This window comes from Pseudomonas sp. NFX183, from assembly GCF_047943075.1.
GTDB lineage: Bacteria > Pseudomonadota > Gammaproteobacteria > Pseudomonadales > Pseudomonadaceae > Aquipseudomonas.
This window is the reverse complement of sequence record NZ_CP181333.1, coordinates 1,315,873-1,332,361: the sequence shown is the minus strand read 5'-3', so window position 1 is coordinate 1,332,361 and position 16,489 is coordinate 1,315,873. Positions and strand designations below refer to the sequence as shown.

Genomic DNA, 16,489 nt, shown 5'->3' with positions numbered 1-16,489 from the left:
TATAACGGCGAGCTGTCGCGCGGATGACAAATTTGCAACCCCTGCGCGGGGATCTGGCCTATAGCTCTATGATCAACGAACCCCACCTATTGAGGAATTTTCATGAGCGCAGGACATAATCACGGTCAGGTACGCGCCGGTCACGAGCGTCTTCTATGGATCGCCCTGGGGCTGACCAGCAGCTTCATGATTGCTGAGGTGATCGGCGCGTTTATCACCGGCAGCCTGGCGCTGTTGTCCGATGCCGCGCACATGATGACCGACGCCCTGGCGCTGGCGATTTCTCTGGTGGCCATCCAGGTCGCCAAGCGCGCGGCCGACCGCAAGCGCACTTTTGGCTACGCGCGTTTCGAGATCCTCGCGGCGGCGTTCAATGCGCTGCTGTTGTTTGGCGTGGCGTTTTACATTCTGTATGAGGCCTATCAACGGCTGCAGGCACCGGCTGAGATCCAGTCCACCGGCATGCTGGTGATTGCGTTTTTGGGGCTGATCGTCAACCTGATCTCGATGAAACTGCTCAGTGCCGCCAGCGGTGAAAGCCTGAATGTGAAGGGCGCTTATTTGGAGGTGTGGAGCGACATGCTCGGCTCCATCGGCGTGATGATCGCGGCGGTGGTGATCATGTTCACCGGGTGGGGCTGGGTTGACTCGGTGGTGGCGGCGGCGATTGGTTTCTGGGTGTTGCCGCGCACCTGGACGCTGCTCAAGGAAAGCATGAACGTGCTGCTGCAAGGCGTGCCGGACGGCATCGATATCGATCAGGTCGAGCAGGCCATTCGGGGTGTGCCGGGGGTCAAGGACGTGCACGACCTGCATATCTGGGCCCTGACCAGTGGCAAAAATGTGCTGAGCACGCACTTGGTGGCGGATGCTGCGCTGAACACGGAACAAAAAATCCTTAGCCAGGTGACGGAATTGCTGCACGAACAATTCGATATTTCCCACGCCACGATTCAGGTGGAAGGCGAGGGGTTTGTGCACGACGAACATGACGAGGTGCATGCCTGAGCCCGGCTAACGGATTTGTAATGTTGCGCCCACGGCCCTGATAAGTACCGAAAGCTACATTGCCCCCCGCTGGGAAATCTCAGCGACTTCATGGGCGTGGAACTTTCGTTATGGCACTTTCCGTTAAAACATTTTTGGGGGCAGCAGCGTTGTGGGTGGCCGCAGGCGCTGCCCAGGCGCAGACCCTCACTCTGGATGCAGCCCTGCAAGCCGCCTTCGCCAACAACCCTGACCTGGCCGCTGCGCAATGGGACATCGACATTGCCCAGGGCGGCCGCCAGCAGGCCGGCTTGATCCCCAACCCGGTGGCGTCCTGGGATGCCGAAGACACTCGCCGCAACACGCGCACTACCACCCTCAAACTCAGCCAGACCCTGGAACTGGGCGGCAAACGTGGCGCACGCATTGACGTCGCGACGCGCGCCCAGGACGCCGCCGCGCTGACGCTGGAGCAGCGTCGCAATGGCCTGCGCGCCGACGTAATCGACAGTTACTACAGTGCTTTGCGTGCCCAGCAGCGCCTCGACTTGGCGCAACGCTCGATGGCCCTGGCCGAGCGTGGCCTGGTGGTCGCCAAAGGTCGCGTCACCGCCGGCAAGTCATCGCCGGTGGAAACCACGCGCGCGCAGGTGCAGGTGTCGCAGATCCGCCTGGAATTGAACCGCGCGCAAATCGGCCTCAGCGATGCCTATCGGCGCCTTGCCGCCAGCACCGGCAGCGCCACGCCTGACTTTGAGGACGTGGCCGCGCAAAGCCAATCCGCGCCGCCCTTGCCGGCCGCCGCGCAATTGCTCGCGCGGCTTGAGCAAACCACCGAACTGCGCCTGGCCGACCTGCACATTATTCAAAGCGAAGCCAGCGTGGGCCTGGAAAAGGCCCAGCGGATTCCCGACCTCGATGTGTCCATCGGCAGCCAGTACGACGCCAGCGTGCGTGAACGCGTGAACCTGGTGGGCGTGTCGATGCCGATCCCGCTGTTCAACCGCAACCAGGGCAATGTGCTCGCCGCCAGCCGCCGTGCCGATCAGGCCCGCGATTTGCGCAACGCGGTCGAACTGCGCCTGCGCACCGAAACTCGCCAGGCCCTGGACCTGTGGCAAACCGCCGACACCGAAGTGCGCGCGTTCAACCAACACATCCTGCCCGCCGCCCAGAGCGCGGTGGACAGCGCCACCCGTGGCTTCGAGATGGGCAAGTTCAACTTCCTCGACGTGCTCGACGCTCAGCGCACCTTGATCGCAGCCCGCACCCAATACCTGGTGGCGACCGCTCAGGCGACCGACGCCTGGGTGCGCATCGAACGGATTTACGGCGACCTCGCCCGGTTTTGATTTTTTCTGGAGTGTTTTATGAAGCATAAACACGGTGTGGCGCTCGCCGTCGCCCTGGGCCTGATGCTGTCTGGTTTTGCACGGGCCGAAGAGAAGGAAGAAGGCAAACTCGAACTCACCGAGCAGCAGATCCAGGCGGCCGGTATTCAGCTCGCCCAAGCCCAACCGCGCGCGATCAGCACGCTGCTGACGCTGCCGGGAGAAGTGCGTTTCGACGAGGACCGGACCTCACACATCGTGCCGCGTGCGGCCGGTGTGGTGGAGGCGGTGAAGGTCAACCTTGGCCAGTCGGTGAAAAAGGGCGAGTTGTTGGCCGTGATCGCCAGCCAGCAGATTTCCGACCAGCGCAGCGAGTTGGCCGCCAGCGAGCGACGCGTCGAGCTGGCGCGCACCACCTTTGAGCGCGAGCGCCAGCTGTGGAAGGACGAAATCTCCGCCGAGCAGGACTACCTGCTGGCGCGCCAGACCTTGCAGGAAGCGGAAATCGCGCTGACCAACGCGCGTCAGAAGATGACGGCACTCAGCGGCAGCGCCGTACTGACCGGCGGTAATCGCTACGAGCTGCGCGCGCCATTCGCCGGTGTAGTGGTGGAAAAACACTTGGGCGTGGGCGAAGTGGTCGGCGAAACCAGCAACGCCTTCACGCTCTCGGATTTGTCCCAGGTGTGGGTCACCTTCGGCGTGTTTCCCAAGGACCTGAACAAGGTGCGCGTCGGTAAACCGGTGAAGGTCAGCTCCTCGGAAATGGGCACTGAAGTTCAAGGCACGGTGGCCTATGTCGGCAACCTGCTCGGCGAGCAGACGCGCACCGCTACCGTGCGCGTGACCGTGCCCAACCCTGACGATGCCTGGCGCCCAGGGTTGTTTGTGACTGTGCAACTGGCCACCGACACCTACCAGGCCAAGGTCACCGTGCCGCAAACCGCCATCCAGACGGTCGAGGACAAACCCTCGGTATTCGTGCGCACGGCGGACGGTTTCATCACCCGCCACCTCGAACTGGGCGTGAGTGAAAACGGCTACGTCGAAGTGCGCCAGGGCCTTGAAGCCGGCGCGCAAGTAGCGACCGAAGGCAGCTTCATCCTCAAGTCCGAACTGGGTAAAGGCTCGGCCGAGCACGCCCATTGATCCTGCGAGTGATTCCCCATGTTTGAGCGCCTTATCCAATTCGCCATCGAGCAGCGCATCATCGTGTTGCTGGCGGTGCTGTTGATGGCCGGTGTCGGCATCGCCAGTTATCAGAAGTTGCCCATCGACGCGGTGCCCGACATCACCAATGTGCAGGTGCAGATCAACTCGGCGGCGGCCGGCTTTTCGCCGTTGGAAACCGAGCAGCGCATTACCTTTCCCATCGAAACCGCCATGGCCGGCCTGCCGGGTTTGCAGCAGACTCGTTCGTTGTCGCGCTCCGGTCTGTCCCAGGTCACGGTGATCTTCAAAGACGGCACTGACCTGTTCTTCGCCCGCCAATTGGTCAACGAGCGCCTGCAGGTGGCCCGCGAGCAATTGCCCACTGGCATCGAAACCGCGATGGGGCCGATTTCCACTGGTCTCGGGGAAATTTTCCTGTGGACCGTCGAAGCCGAAGACGGCGCGCTCAAGGAAGACGGCACGCCTTACTCGCCGACCGACCTGCGCGTGATCCAGGACTGGATCATCAAGCCACAGCTGCGCAACGTGCCGGGCGTGGCCGAGATCAACACCATCGGCGGCTTTGCCAAGGAATACCAGATCGCCCCGGACCCAAAACGCTTGGCGGCCTACAACCTGACGCTGACCGATTTGGTCACCGCGCTTGAGCGCAACAACGCCAACGTCGGCGCCGGTTACATCGAGCGCAGCGGCGAGCAGCTGTTGATTCGCGCACCGGGGCAAGTGGCGTCGATCGATGACATTGCCAACATCGTGATCACCACGTCGGACGGCACGCCGATCCGCGTGCGCAATGTGGCGAAAGTCGACATCGGCCGTGAGCTGCGCACTGGCGCCGCCACGGAAAATGGCCGTGAAGTGGTGCTGGGCACGGTGTTCATGCTGATCGGTGAAAACAGCCGCACCGTGTCCCAGGCGGTGGCGAAAAAACTCGAAGAGATCAACCGTTCGCTGCCTCAGGGCGTGGTCGCCGTTACCGTTTATGACCGCACCAACCTGGTCGGAAAAGCCATCGCCACCGTGAAGAAAAACCTCTTCGAAGGCGCGCTGCTGGTGGTCGCGGTTTTGTTTCTGTTTCTGGGTAATATCCGCGCGGCGTTGATCACCGCGATGGTGATTCCGCTGGCGATGCTGTTCACCTTTACCGGCATGTTTACCAACAAAGTCAGTGCCAACCTGATGAGCCTTGGCGCGCTGGACTTCGGAATTATTGTCGACGGCGCGGTGGTGATCGTCGAAAACGCCATTCGCCGTCTGGCCCATGCGCAGCAGCGCCATGGCCGCTTGCTCACCCGCAGCGAGCGCCTGCACGAAGTGTTCGCTGCGGCCAAGCAAGCGCGGCGCGCACTGATCTTTGGGCAACTGATCATCATGGTGGTGTACCTGCCGATCTTCGCCCTCACCGGAGTGGCCGGGAAGATGTTCCACCCCATGGCGTTCACCGTGGTCATCGCTTTGCTCGGCGCGATGATTCTGTCGGTGACCTTTGTGCCGGCCGCGATTGCGCTGTTTGTCACCGGCAAGGTCAAGGAAGAGGAAAACCTGGTGATGCGCACGGCGCGTCGGGCCTATGCGCCGGTGCTGGATTGGGTCATGACGCGCCGCCCGCTGGTGTTCGGCCTGGCGGTGCTGACCATCGTCGCTTCGGGCGTGGTGGCCAGCCGCATGGGCAGCGAATTTATCCCCAGCCTCAGTGAGGGCGACTTCGCTCAACAGGCTCTGCGTGTGCCTGGTACCAGCCTGACGCAATCGGTGCAGATGCAGCAGCAGCTGGAGAAAACCTTGATGGCCCAGGTGCCGGAAATCGAGCGAGTCTTTGCGCGCACCGGTACCGCGGAAATCGCTTCCGACCCGATGCCACCGAATATTTCCGACAGCTATGTGATGCTCAAGCCCAAGGACCAGTGGCCTGATCCAGCGAAATCCCGCGAGGCGCTGATCGAAGATATCCAGCGCGCCAGTGCGATTGTGCCGGGCAGTGCGTATGAACTGTCGCAGCCGATCCAGCTGCGCTTCAACGAGTTGATTTCCGGGGTGCGCAGTGACGTGGCGGTGAAGGTATTTGGCGACGACATGGCAGTGCTCAACAAGACCGCCGCAGAGATCGCCGAGACCTTGCAAACGCTTGATGGCGCCTCGGAAGTGAAGGTGGAGCAGACCTCTGGCCTGCCGGTGCTGACCATCAATATTGATCGCGACAAGGCCGCGCGGTTTGGCCTGAACGTGGGCGACGTGCAGGACACCATCGCCGTCGCCGTGGGTGGACGCCAGGCCGGCACGCTGTATGAAGGTGACCGCCGCTTCGACATGGTCGTGCGTTTATCCGATGCGCTGCGCACCGATATCGAGGGCTTGTCGCGGCTGTTGATCCCGGTGCCGGCGCTGGCCAGCAACGCCTCGGACCAGTTGGGTTTTATTGCCTTGTCCCAGGTCGCCAGCCTGGACCTGGTGCTGGGCCCCAACCAGATCAGCCGCGAGAACGGCAAGCGCCTGGTGATTGTCAGCGCCAACGTGCGCGGGCGTGATATCGGTTCGTTCGTCGAAGAGGCCGAGTCTGCCATCAGCACTCAGGTGAAGGTCCCGGCGGGTTACTGGACCACCTGGGGCGGCCAGTTCGAACAGCTGAAGGAAGCCTCCGAGCGCTTGCGTATTGTTGTGCCGGTGGCGTTGCTGCTGGTGTTCGGGCTGTTGTTCATGATGTTCAACAACCTCAAGGATGGCTTGCTGGTGTTTACCGGGATTCCGTTCGCGTTGACCGGTGGGATCATGGCGCTGTGGCTGCGCGATATTCCGTTGTCGATCTCTGCGGGGGTGGGGTTTATTGCGTTGTCCGGTGTGGCAGTGCTTAACGGACTGGTGATGATTGCTTTCATCCGCAACCTGCGCGAGGAGGGGCGTTCACTGTCGGTGGCGATCCATGAAGGGGCGCTCACACGTTTACGCCCGGTGTTGATGACCGCGCTGGTGGCGTCCCTGGGGTTTATCCCCATGGCCTTGGCCACCGGCACCGGCGCCGAAGTACAGCGCCCGTTGGCGACGGTGGTGATCGGCGGGATTATTTCCTCTACGTTGCTGACCTTGCTGGTGCTGCCGGCGTTGTATCAGTGGGCGCACCGCAAGGAGGAATGACGCTTACTGTGGCGAGCGGGCCTGTTGTGGCGAGCGGGCTTGCCCCGCGTTGGGTGGCGAAGCCGCCCCAAATCTTTCGCCACGGTATATCGGGGATACCGAGGTGGCCTTGATGGGGCTGCTGCGCAGCCCAACGCGGGGCAAGCCCGCTCGCCACAACAGGCCCGCTGCCACAACAACGCCGCTGCCGCAACAAGTGCGCTTGGCACAACAAGCAGGCTCACCCTCAAGGGGCTTACACCCGAGGAAACACCAGGCGAAACACGGTGAAAGCGCCGGGCGAACTGCGCACGTCGGTTTGCCCCTGGTGCAGGGTCATGATTGACCGCACGATGGCCAGTCCCAGGCCGGTTCCGCCCTCGGTGCGCGCGCGGCTGCTGTCGACACGGTAGAACCGTTCGAACAGGTGCGGCAGGTGGTGCACTTCAATCCCCGGGCCTGGGTTGCTGACAGACAACGACACGCTGTTGCCGTAAGCCTCCACCCGCAATGCGATATGCGCGCCCGCCGGGCTATGGCGGATCGCATTGGACAGCAGGTTGGAGAGGGCGCGTTGAATCATCAGGCGATCGCCCTGCACCTGGGCCTCGCCACTGAGGGTCAGGGTCAGTTGTTTGTCTTCGGCGCTCAGGGCGAATAAATCCATGACCCGATGAGCTTCGTCCGCCAGCGATACTGCGGTAAACGAAGCTCGCGCTGCCGGGTGGCTGACCTGGGCCAGAAACAACATGTCGGAAACGATGCGTGCCAGGCGCTCCAGCTCTTCGGTGTTGGATTCCAGCACTGCTTTGTATTCGCCCGGTGGGCGTTGGCGCGACAACGTGAGCTGGGCTTTGCCCATCAGGTTGGTCAGCGGTGCACGCAATTCGTGAGCAAGGTCGTCAGAGAATTGCGAGAGTTGCTGCACCCCGGCGTCCAGGCGGTTGAGCATCACATTGAAGCCTTGCGCCAACTCGCCCAGCTCCTTGGGCAGGTTGTCGACGGACAAGCGATGGGTGAGGTCCTGGGTGGTGACTTTGGCCGCCACATGGCTGAACTGCTTCAACGGAGCAAGCCCCCGTTGCACCAGCCACCAGGCCCCCATGCCGATCAGTATCAACAACATGGGCAAGGCGATCACGGTGGCGCGCAGGTAGGCACTGAGCAGCGCCTGATCGTCCCTGCGGTCCAGCGACAACAGCACGCGTACGCGTTCGCCACTGGCCAGGCGCATCAGGCTGGAGGCGCTGAGCACCTGGTTGCCATTGCTGTCGGCCCAATTGAGGTAGCCGAGTGTTTCTCGCGGTGTGAAGTTTGTCAGCAGTGGCTCCTGAGGCTTGGCACCGATGCTCAGCAGCACCGTTTCATCGGGCGCGGTGCCGACGATAGTGAGGTAAAAATTGTCATGGCCGATCACCAGGTCCATCAGCGAATGCGGGCGCGCCCGGATGGCGTGGGCGTCGAGGCCTTGAGACAGGCTGTGCTGGATCTGTTCCATCTTGCTTTCCAGGCCTTTGCGCGCCAGTTTTTCCAGTTCGTGGGTCAGGGCCAGGTACGCCAACGTCGCCAGCAACAGCACCAGGCCGGCGCCCATGAGGCTGACCGTCAACCCCAGACGCATCGACAGGCTGCCGGTTTTCATGACCGTGCTTCCAGCACGTAACCCACGCCGCGAATGGTGTGGATCAGCTTGACCTCGCTCTGATCGTCCACTTTGGCCCGCAGGCGGCTGATGGAAACTTCCACGACGTTGGTGTCACAGTCGAAATTCATGTCCCACACCAGCGAAATGATCTGCGTGCGGGTCAGCACTTCACCGGTCTGGCGCATCAGCACCTGCAGCAGTGCGAACTCCTTGGTGGTCAAGTCAATGCGCCGTGTGCCGCGGTACGCGCGATGGCGGCGCGGGTCCAGTTCCAGGTCCGACACGCTGAACACTTCCGGCTGTGGGATGTGCTCGCTGCGCCGCAGCAGGGTGCGTACCCGCGCCAGCAATTCGGGAAACTCGAAAGGTTTGACCAGGTAATCATCGGCGCCCATGTCCAGGCCCTTGATCTTGTCGGCCAGCCGGCCGCGGGCGGTCAGCATCATCACGCGCTGGGTGCCGTTGCGGCGCAATTGCTCCAGCACTTCCCAGCCATCCTTGCCCGGCAGGTTGACGTCAAGAATCACCAACTCATAGGCGTGCTGCTCAGCCAGGTGCAGGCCATCAATGCCATTGGACGCGCAGTCCACGACGTAGCCACTTTCATTCAGGCCTTGCTGCAGGTAGTCAGCGGTTTTTTGCTCGTCCTCAACCACAAGGATACGCATGGGGATTTACCTTTTACTGAAAGAGAAGGGTTCCATTTCCCTATGGAATCAGGTGTGTTGTGAGTAGGAAAATTCTGAAGTGTGAAGCAGCTTCAGGGTCAACTGCGGCAATGGGTCGCGACTAAGCCTGCGCCCAAAAAAAACGCCCCAGAGGGGCGTTAAAAAATCATCTCTTTCCAAAGGAGCTAAAAAAGCTTCAGAGACGAATGTTGCTCGTTGCTGACAAGTTGAAGCGAGTATAGGAAGTTCAACTTAACGGGAAGCTGGGGCCAATGTTACAGTTTTGATAGATAGCAATTTGTGAACAGATGTTAGTCAAGCGCGAACGAATGTAAGCACTCGACTGGGCAATTGTTCAAAGTGCGACCAATGGGTATTCCGCAATCAGGCGAACTTCTTCCAGGTCCGACTCAAACGCACTGGAGCGCACGGTGGCCTGGCGCAAGCGCAATGACAAATCCTTCAGGCTGCCACTTTGCACCACGTACTTGGCCTCGACATCCCGCTCCCAGCGGCGTTGATCGGTCAGCGGATTGCCGGTTGCATCGCGGCGCATGTACACCGCGTTGGCATGGCTGTAATCGGCGCCGGTGCCTTTGGCATAACGGGTCATGAACGACAGGCCAGGTATACCGAACGCCTGCATGTCGAGGTCGTAACGGGCCATCCACGAACGCTCCTTGGGCGAATTGAAGTCGCTGTACTGAATCGAGTTATTGAGGAAAATCGAGTCCGATTGGCGCAGGTAATCGAAGTCGTCATCGCCGTTGTTGCGCTGGTGCGAGAGGGCCACGCTGTGGGCCCCGACCTTTACCCCGAGCCTGGCACTCCAGATGTTGTTGTCGAATTTGCCCAGCAGCTTTTTGCCTTCGTCCACAGCCTTGTAATAGTTGAAATCGCCGAATAACGACACGTCGTCGGTCAGTGGGTAACTGGCGGCACTGCCGACGTAGTACTGGTCCCAGGCGTCCTTCAGGCGGCTGCTGTAGAGGCTCACGTTCAGGTGTTTGTTGACGGCGTACTCCCCCCCGAAGTAGCCGATCCAGGGCGAGTCGACCTTGCCCGCGTAGAAGGTCGCAAAGCCCTTGTTCATCCCGCTTTCGCTTGGCTGGCTCATGCCGCTCAGGCGTCCGCCTTGCAGGCTCAAGCCCTCAAGGCTGGTGTTCTGCGCGGTGACGCCGCGAAAGCTTTCCGGCAATAACCGCGAATCGCCGTAGGCCACCACCGACGTGAGCGGGAACACATCGCCGGCCTTGATAACCGTGTCCAGCACGCGCAATTTCGCCGCGCCGCCGACTTTGCTGTAGCTGCCTTCGGGGTGATTGTCGCTGTCCACCGGCAGTACGCCGAACGAACCCTTGCCGCCGCTGCGACCGGTGCCCGAGTCGAGTTTCAGGCCGTACATGGCAAACGCATCCAGGCCAAAGCCTACGGTGCCTTGGGTAAAACCGGATTCGAATTTGCCGATCAAACCCTGCGCCCAGGCTTCGGAATACCCATTGCCGGTCGGGCTGGACTGGCCCTTGCGGTCATCGCGATTGAAGTAAAAGTTGCGGGCCAGCACGGTTACGCTGCTGCCTTGGATAAAACCTTCGGGCGTGTCTTCCACCGCCACGGCTGCCAGAGGCAGTGCGGCAATCAATGAAAAGGGAAGGGTGTAGTAAGCAATGTTCATGTTTCGCTCCTGGGTGTTGGCAGTTTTCAGCTTCTTATAGGTAGGGGCGTTTTTATTGATCTGGCCCGGGCTGATAGTTGCAAACAGGGGATAACGGTCAGGTGGCGCGAACATTACAATTCTGGAAGCTCACGGCGATCTAACAGATAAGTAATCTTTTGGTGAACATGGCGACAGGGTTGGTTGATTAGTCTCGTGACTGAACTTATCAACCGAGGAACCTGTAATGACATTTTATAAAATTGGCTTGGGTGTATTAGCTGCAGTCCTGTCACTGGGGGCGATGGCCGAAGGCGGAGGCGACCGCACGTTTGCGCTGATGATGGAACGTAATCAAAAAGCCATGGCGGCTTACGCGGAAAAAAACGGCCAGCCAGCACCCCAGGTACAGGCGTATCGCTATGGCATGGCGCTGGATATTGCCAAGGTCGTCAACGTTACGCCGCCGATCAGTTCGTGCAATGCCGTGCCTTCACGCATGACCTATGAAGACTCCAGCGGCAAGCTCAATACGGTGGAATACAAGGTGATGGGTGTTTGCCGAAACAACGGCAGTTAATGGATCCAAAAAACAGTTGGGCACGCCACAAAAAAGCGCTTCAGAAAACCTCGCCAGCGCCGATGCAGGTCAGATCCATCTCCCCCAAATGACCATCGGTGCCCCATGTTCAACACCCGTTTGAAGCAGGAGCTGTCGGCTCTTCGCGAAGAGTTGTGCAGCTTGCAACAGGTCAAGGAGAGCCTGGAAAGCGAAATGCTGTGCCTGACGCTGGACGCCAAAGGCCGGGTGGAGTGGGCGAATGCCAACTTCCTGCAAGAGCTGTCGTACCAGGCCTCCAACGTCGTGGGGCGGCACATGGAAGAGCTGGTGCCTGCGCACCTGCGCCAGGACGAATTCCAGCAGCGTTTTCACAATGCCCTGGTGCGCGGCGAACACTTCGCCGGCACCGTGCGCCTGATGCGTGGCAACGGCAAAGAGGCCTGGTTGCGCTCGATCCTGCAGCCCGTGCGCAGTTCTGACGGGCGCGTCTAGCATTTTTCGATTTACTCCAGCGACCTCACCCGCACCATCGAGGGGTCACGCGAGCATGAGAACCTGATCACCGCGCTGGTGCGTTCCACTGCGGTGATCGAGTTCGACCTCGGCGGTCATGTGCTGACCGCGAACGACCGGTTCCTCGGTGGCATGGGCTACAGCCTGGCGCAGATCCAGGGCAAACATCACCGTATGTTCTGCGAGCCGGAGGAATACAACAGCGCCGAGTACCAGGATTTCTGGAAGCGTCTGAACGCCGGTGAGTTTGTTGCGGCGCGCTTCAAACGTGTCGACAGCCATGGCCGTGTGGTATGGCTGGAGGCGACCTACAACCCGGTGCTGGACGCCAACGACCGCCTGTACAAAGTGGTCAAGTTCGCCACGGTGATCACCGACCAGGTCAACCAGGAGCAGGCCGTGGCGGAGGCCGCAAACATTGCCTACAGCACCTCGCTGCAAACCGACCACAGTGCCCAGCGCGGCACCACTGTCGTGACGCAGGCGGTGGATGTCATGCGTGATCTGGCCAGGCACATGCAGCAGGCCGGTGATGGCATCGAGGCGCTGAACGCCCAGTCCCAAGTGATCGGCACCATCGTCAAGACCATCAGCGGCATCGCTGAGCAAACCAACTTGCTGGCGCTCAACGCGGCGATCGAAGCGGCGCGGGCCGGCGAGCAGGGCCGTGGCTTTGCGGTGGTGGCTGATGAAGTGCGTCAGTTGGCCTCGCGCACCAGCAAGGCCACCAAGGAAATCGTCGGCGTGGTCCGACAGAACCAGGACATGGCCCGCGATGCGGTGTCCGTGATGAACGAGGGCCGTTTGCAGGCCGAGCAAGGCTTGGCCCTGGCGGCCGAGGCGGGCACGGTGATTATGGAAATCCAGGACGGTGCACAAAAGGTGGTGAGCGCGGTCGGGCAGTTTGCCAATCAGCTGTCGAGCTGACCCGTAGGGCTTGTGCTTGAGGTATCGTAGGTTTTTTCTTGCTTGAAGAGCCGTTCCTCCATGAGCCCAACTCACCGTCGCCCCGTACCGTTGTCCAAGGCCTACCGTTTGCTCAATCACGGGCCGACCGTATTGGTGAGCGCGGCCCACGCTGGCAAGCGCAATATCATGGCCGCTGCCTGGGCCATGCCGCTTGATTTCGAACCGCCGAAGGTCGCCGTGGTGCTCGACAAGGCCACCTGGACCCGCCAACTGCTGGAAGCCGCCGGCACCTTTGTGCTGCAGGTGCCTTGTGTGGCCCAGGCCGATCTGGTGCAGACGGTCGGCAACACCACGGGCGCAGACACCGACAAATTCGCCACCTATGGCTTGCAGACATTCAACGGTGAACACACCGAAGCGCCGCTGCTGGACGGTTGCGTAGCGTGGCTGGAATGCCGCCTGCTGCCCGAGCCTCACAACCAACAGACCTACGATTTATTCCTCGGCGAAGTCGTCGCGGCCTATGCCGACGCGCGCGTGTTCAGCGACGGGCACTGGCACTTCGAAGGCCATGACGAATTGCGCACCTTGCACCATATCGCGGGCGGGAATTTCCTGAGCATCGGCGAGCCGGTGGTCGGGTGCCAGCTGTAGGCCTTACCAGCGGGCGTTTGCCAGTGCATCGGCAAACGCCATCAGCTTGGGCGAATACTGCCGGGACGGCGGATAGACCAGTGAGATCGCGCGACTGCGCCCGGCAACGTCTTCCAGCAACGGCACCAGGCGCCCGGCGGCCACGTCGTCGCGCACCGCAAAATCCATCACTTGGGCGATGCCGAAACCACCCACCGCGCCGTCTACCAGCGCATCGCCAATGTCGAAAATAAGCCGCCCTTCGACGCTCACGTCCTGCACTTTGCCCTCCTTCATGAACTGCCAATCCACCATGCGCCCGCTGCGCAAGTTACGCACAGTGAGGCAGCTGTGGTCCTTGAGTTCGTCCACCGTTTGCGGCGTGCCCCAACGCGCCAGGTAAGCGGGCGAGGCCACCGTGACCCAGCGCAACGGCGGCAGGGCACGGGCGATCAGGCGTTGATCCTGGATTTCGCCCGTGCGCAGCAATGCGTCGAAACCTTCGTCGACGATATCCACCAGGCGGTCAGTCATCACCGCTTCGATGCGCAATTGGGGATAGCGCAATGTCAGTTCGCCGATCACCGGCATCACCACCTTGCGACCGAACAACGACGGTGTGCTGATTTTCAACAGGCCGGACGGGCTGCTGCGCCGGTCGAGCATCAGCTTTTCGGTTTCAGCCAGTTCTGCCAGTAACGGCGCGCTGCGCTCGTACAGCATCTGACCGTCGGGCGTGAGGCTCACGCTGCGCGTGTTGCGTTGCAGCAGGCGCACGCCCAGCTGGCTTTCCAGGCGCGAGATTGCGCGGGATAGCCCGGACTGCGTCAGCCCCAATTCACCGGCCGCGCGGGTAAAACTGCGCGTTTCGGCCACGCGGACCAAGAGTCGAACGGCGTTCAGATCCATGATTAAAGTCATTACTGAAAGAGTGATAGCGCTATTTATCATCTGTCAGGCATGAAAGAAACTGGCACATCTTATTTTCGGACTGGACGCTGTGATGTCTTCCTCTCGACCCTCTGGCTGGATGCTTTTATTGCTGGCCACCGCACAACTGATCATCGCCCTGGATGCCACCATTGTGTTTGTCGCCCTGCCGCAGATTGGCGCGCACCTGGATTTTTCCGCGCAGCAACTGCAATGGGTGGTGAGCGCCTACAGCGTGGCGTTTGGTGGTTTTCTGTTGCTGGGTGGCAGGGCGACGGACTTGCTTGGCAAGCGCCGTTTTTACCGGCTGGGCCAGTCGCTGTATGCGCTGGCTTCCCTGGCGGCGGTGCTCGGCGGCAGCGCGGTGTTGCTGGTGCTGGCGCGGGCGATACAAGGCGTGGGCGGGGCGTTGTTGTTCCCGGCCACGTTAGCGTTGATCAACACGCACTATGCCGAAGGGCCTGCACGCAATCGAGCATTTGCGGTGTGGAGCGCAGCCTCGGCAGCGGGGTTGGCACTTGGCGCATTATTGGGCGGCGTGCTGACTCAGGTGTGGGGGTGGGAGGCGGTGTTTTTGGTGAATGTGCCGTTGGCGGGCGGCTGCGCGTGGGCGGCGCGTTACTGGATTCCAGCCGATGGCGAGCGTGTGCGTGGGCGCAAATTCGACATCGGCGGCGCCTTGACTGTGACTGTCGGTGGCACGCTGCTGGTGTTCGCGCTGGTGCAAGGCCCCGAGTGGGGCTGGTCGGCGCCGCAGACGCTGGCCTGCATCGCCTTGGCGCTGGCATTGCTTGGGGTGTTCGCCTGGATCGAGCATCGCGGCAGCGATCCGCTGATGCCGCTGCGCTTGTTCGCCTACCGCGAACTGCGCATGGCGATGGTGCTCACGGCGGTGTTCATGAGCAGCTTTGGCGTGCAGTACTACTTCCTGGCGCTGTATTACCAGCAGGTTTATGGCTACAGCGTATTACAAGCCGGCTTGGCGTTTTTACCGGCGACCCTGGTGTGCACGTTTGGCATCTGGTTGGCAGAACGTTCGCTGGCCAGGCTGGGGTTGCGCAACACCTTGGTCAGCGGGCAACTGGCGGGCGCGGTGGGCATTGCGCTGGTGTGTTGGGCATTGCCGACGGGCGTGGGATTTTGGTCGCTGTTGCCGGGAATCTTCATTTTGAGCATCGGACAGGGCATGACCTGGACAGCAATGTGGGTGGCGGCGGGGCTGGGTATTCGGCCTGGGGAGCAGGGCGTGGCGGCGGGGATGGCGTCTACCAGCCAGCAGATCGGTGGCGCGTTGGGCCTGGCGGTGCTGGTGTCGGTGGCGAATGCGGGCGGTATTGAGCTGGCGCTGTGGTGGAGCGCGGCAATTGCCTTGGTGGGCGCGGTGGTGGCGCTGCGGCTCAAAACGCAAGCGCCCGAGCCGAATGCGATAGTGGAAACAACATAGAACCAATGTGGGAGCGGGCTTGCTCGCGAAGGCGGTGGATCAGTCACTCATGCATCGACTGACACTGCGCTTTCGCGAGCAAGCCCGCTCCCACATTTTGATTGCGTTTCACATCAGCGCCCGAGCATCTTCACCCAGCGCGACGGCGGCATGCCGTAGGTGCTGCGAAATTGCCGGGTCATATGGCTCTGGTCGGTGAAACCGGCGGTCAGCGCCGCGTTCACCAGCGATTGGCCCTGGGCCAGCAAGCCGCGCACCAGGTCCAACCGTCGCATGGTCAGGTACCGATAGGGACTGGTGCCGAACAACAAGCGAAAATCCCGCGACAGCGCCCAGCGATCACGACCGCAATGGTCGGCCATTTCATCCAGGGTGATGCTGCGGCCCAAGGCGCTGTGGATAAATTCCCGCGCGCGCTCGGCGGCGACGTAATCGAAGGATTTACGGCTGATGATCACCCCCGAGGCAGCGCTCAGTGCTTGCGCCAGGTCGTACAGCGCGTCCTGTTCCTGCATCGGGTCAATCGGGCAGTCCAGGCTTTGCAGCAACACTTCGCTGGCGCGGAACAGCCGCGGGTCAGTCGACAGGCCGTTGTGGATAAACGGCAACGGCCGGCCGCCGAGAATCTGCTGGATCAGCGCCGGCTCCACATAAATCATGCGGTACTTGAAGCCTTCCACACTGCTGGCGCGGCCGTCATGGGATTCGTCAGGGTGAATCACCATGGTCGTACCCGGCAGGCTGTGCGTCATGCAGCCGCGGTAGTGGTAGCTCTGCACGCCAAACAAGGTGCGCCCGATGGCGTAGGTGTCATGGCGATGCGGGTCGAATGCAAAGCCGGCGAAATACGCTTCGATGCGGTCCAGCCCGCTGGCGTGCGGGGCGCGGTGCAACCAATCGAGGGTGGAAGTGGGTTGGCCCATGGTGACTTG

At 61.3% G+C, this 16,489-nt stretch carries 14 protein-coding genes and 1 pseudogene; 10 read left to right on the top strand and 5 right to left on the bottom strand.

What is annotated here, in order from left to right; genetic code table 11:
* Positions 1-102: 102 nt before the first annotated feature.
* The 4 genes from ACM530_RS06380 to ACM530_RS06365 all read left to right on the top strand — a co-directional run bounded on the left by ACM530_RS06380 (position 103) and on the right by ACM530_RS06365 (position 6,620).
* Positions 103-1,008, top strand: coding sequence for a cation diffusion facilitator family transporter (locus ACM530_RS06380; protein ID WP_106578516.1), 906 nt, complete (start codon positions 103-105; stop codon positions 1,006-1,008).
* 110 nt (positions 1,009-1,118) lie between these two features.
* A complete protein-coding gene (locus ACM530_RS06375; RefSeq protein WP_416364454.1) occupies positions 1,119-2,339 on the top strand; it encodes a TolC family protein in 1,221 nt (406 codons plus the stop codon).
* Positions 2,340-2,357: 18 nt separating this feature from the next.
* On the top strand, positions 2,358-3,467 hold the full coding sequence (locus ACM530_RS06370) for an efflux RND transporter periplasmic adaptor subunit (RefSeq protein WP_416364453.1): 1,110 nt from the start codon (positions 2,358-2,360) through the stop codon (positions 3,465-3,467).
* An 18-nt stretch (positions 3,468-3,485) separates the two neighbouring features.
* Positions 3,486-6,620 carry a CusA/CzcA family heavy metal efflux RND transporter gene (locus ACM530_RS06365; protein ID WP_416364452.1) on the top strand — a complete coding sequence of 1,045 codons (3,135 nt, stop codon included), beginning with the start codon at positions 3,486-3,488 and terminating at the stop codon, positions 6,618-6,620.
* 235 nt (positions 6,621-6,855) lie between these two features.
* On the opposite strand, the gene ACM530_RS06360 is transcribed toward ACM530_RS06365, so the two are convergent.
* The 3 genes from ACM530_RS06360 to ACM530_RS06350 form a co-directional block, all read right to left on the bottom strand.
* Positions 6,856-8,241: a heavy metal sensor histidine kinase gene (locus ACM530_RS06360; protein WP_416364451.1), complete on the bottom strand. Its 1,386-nt coding sequence runs from the start codon at positions 8,239-8,241 to the stop codon at positions 6,856-6,858.
* On the bottom strand, positions 8,238-8,912 hold the full coding sequence (locus ACM530_RS06355; RefSeq protein ID WP_416364450.1) for a heavy metal response regulator transcription factor: 675 nt from the start codon (positions 8,910-8,912) through the stop codon (positions 8,238-8,240). Before ACM530_RS06355 ends, ACM530_RS06360 begins: the two co-directional genes overlap by 4 nt.
* 355 nt (positions 8,913-9,267) lie before the next feature.
* Complete coding sequence (locus ACM530_RS06350) at positions 9,268-10,587, bottom strand: OprD family porin (RefSeq protein ID WP_416364449.1); 1,320 nt, start codon at positions 10,585-10,587, stop codon at positions 9,268-9,270.
* 226 nt (positions 10,588-10,813) lie between these two features.
* On the opposite strand from ACM530_RS06350, the gene ACM530_RS06345 reads away from it, so the two are divergent.
* From ACM530_RS06345 to ACM530_RS06325, 5 genes and pseudogenes are all read left to right on the top strand, one after another.
* The gene (locus ACM530_RS06345; protein ID WP_145165503.1) at positions 10,814-11,146 is read left to right on the top strand and encodes a DUF2790 domain-containing protein; all 333 of its coding nucleotides are present in this window, start codon (positions 10,814-10,816) and stop codon (positions 11,144-11,146) included.
* Between the two features lie 105 nt (positions 11,147-11,251).
* Positions 11,252-11,620: a PAS domain-containing protein gene (locus tag ACM530_RS06340; protein WP_416364448.1), complete on the top strand. Its 369-nt coding sequence runs from the start codon at positions 11,252-11,254 to the stop codon at positions 11,618-11,620.
* Between the two features lie 9 nt (positions 11,621-11,629).
* Positions 11,630-12,028: pseudogene (locus tag ACM530_RS06335) on the top strand (PAS domain-containing protein); the annotation flags it as partial.
* 108 nt (positions 12,029-12,136) lie between these two features.
* On the top strand, positions 12,137-12,568 hold the full coding sequence (locus ACM530_RS06330; protein WP_416365080.1) for a methyl-accepting chemotaxis protein: 432 nt from the start codon (positions 12,137-12,139) through the stop codon (positions 12,566-12,568).
* A gap of 60 nt (positions 12,569-12,628) precedes the next feature.
* Positions 12,629-13,204 (top strand): flavin reductase family protein, encoded by a 576-nt coding sequence (locus tag ACM530_RS06325; RefSeq protein ID WP_416364447.1) that lies wholly within the window; start codon positions 12,629-12,631, stop codon positions 13,202-13,204.
* A 3-nt stretch (positions 13,205-13,207) separates the two neighbouring features.
* Here ACM530_RS06325 and ACM530_RS06320 read toward each other — a convergent pair whose 3' ends face one another.
* Positions 13,208-14,092 (bottom strand): LysR family transcriptional regulator, encoded by an 885-nt coding sequence (locus ACM530_RS06320; RefSeq protein WP_369302524.1) that lies wholly within the window; start codon positions 14,090-14,092, stop codon positions 13,208-13,210.
* A gap of 121 nt (positions 14,093-14,213) precedes the next feature.
* On the opposite strand from ACM530_RS06320, the gene ACM530_RS06315 reads away from it, so the two are divergent.
* Positions 14,214-15,557: an MFS transporter gene (locus tag ACM530_RS06315; RefSeq protein ID WP_416365079.1), complete on the top strand. Its 1,344-nt coding sequence runs from the start codon at positions 14,214-14,216 to the stop codon at positions 15,555-15,557.
* Between the two features lie 113 nt (positions 15,558-15,670).
* Here the strand turns inward: ACM530_RS06315 and ACM530_RS06310 are convergent, their stop codons facing one another.
* Complete coding sequence (locus ACM530_RS06310) at positions 15,671-16,480, bottom strand: AraC family transcriptional regulator (protein ID WP_416364446.1); 810 nt, start codon at positions 16,478-16,480, stop codon at positions 15,671-15,673.
* Positions 16,481-16,489: the final 9 nt, after the last annotated feature.

What these genes read in the sequence shown, in the direction of transcription:
- ACM530_RS06380 (WP_106578516.1), top strand. Translation starts at nt 103, where the DNA reads ATGAGCGCAGGACATAATCACGGTCAGGTACGCGCCGGTCACGAGCGT.
- ACM530_RS06310 (WP_416364446.1), bottom strand. Translation starts at nt 16,480, where the DNA reads ATGGGCCAACCCACTTCCACCCTCGATTGGTTGCACCGCGCCCCGCAC.
- ACM530_RS06340 (WP_416364448.1), top strand. Translation starts at nt 11,252, where the DNA reads ATGTTCAACACCCGTTTGAAGCAGGAGCTGTCGGCTCTTCGCGAAGAG.
- ACM530_RS06345 (WP_145165503.1), top strand. Translation starts at nt 10,814, where the DNA reads ATGACATTTTATAAAATTGGCTTGGGTGTATTAGCTGCAGTCCTGTCA.
- ACM530_RS06320 (WP_369302524.1), bottom strand. Translation starts at nt 14,092, where the DNA reads ATGGATCTGAACGCCGTTCGACTCTTGGTCCGCGTGGCCGAAACGCGC.
- ACM530_RS06315 (WP_416365079.1), top strand. Translation starts at nt 14,214, where the DNA reads ATGCTTTTATTGCTGGCCACCGCACAACTGATCATCGCCCTGGATGCC.
- ACM530_RS06360 (WP_416364451.1), bottom strand. Translation starts at nt 8,241, where the DNA reads ATGAAAACCGGCAGCCTGTCGATGCGTCTGGGGTTGACGGTCAGCCTC.
- ACM530_RS06375 (WP_416364454.1), top strand. Translation starts at nt 1,119, where the DNA reads ATGGCACTTTCCGTTAAAACATTTTTGGGGGCAGCAGCGTTGTGGGTG.
- ACM530_RS06370 (WP_416364453.1), top strand. Translation starts at nt 2,358, where the DNA reads ATGAAGCATAAACACGGTGTGGCGCTCGCCGTCGCCCTGGGCCTGATG.
- ACM530_RS06330 (WP_416365080.1), top strand. Translation starts at nt 12,137, where the DNA reads ATGCGTGATCTGGCCAGGCACATGCAGCAGGCCGGTGATGGCATCGAG.
- ACM530_RS06365 (WP_416364452.1), top strand. Translation starts at nt 3,486, where the DNA reads ATGTTTGAGCGCCTTATCCAATTCGCCATCGAGCAGCGCATCATCGTG.
- ACM530_RS06350 (WP_416364449.1), bottom strand. Translation starts at nt 10,587, where the DNA reads ATGAACATTGCTTACTACACCCTTCCCTTTTCATTGATTGCCGCACTG.
- ACM530_RS06325 (WP_416364447.1), top strand. Translation starts at nt 12,629, where the DNA reads ATGAGCCCAACTCACCGTCGCCCCGTACCGTTGTCCAAGGCCTACCGT.
- ACM530_RS06355 (WP_416364450.1), bottom strand. Translation starts at nt 8,912, where the DNA reads ATGCGTATCCTTGTGGTTGAGGACGAGCAAAAAACCGCTGACTACCTG.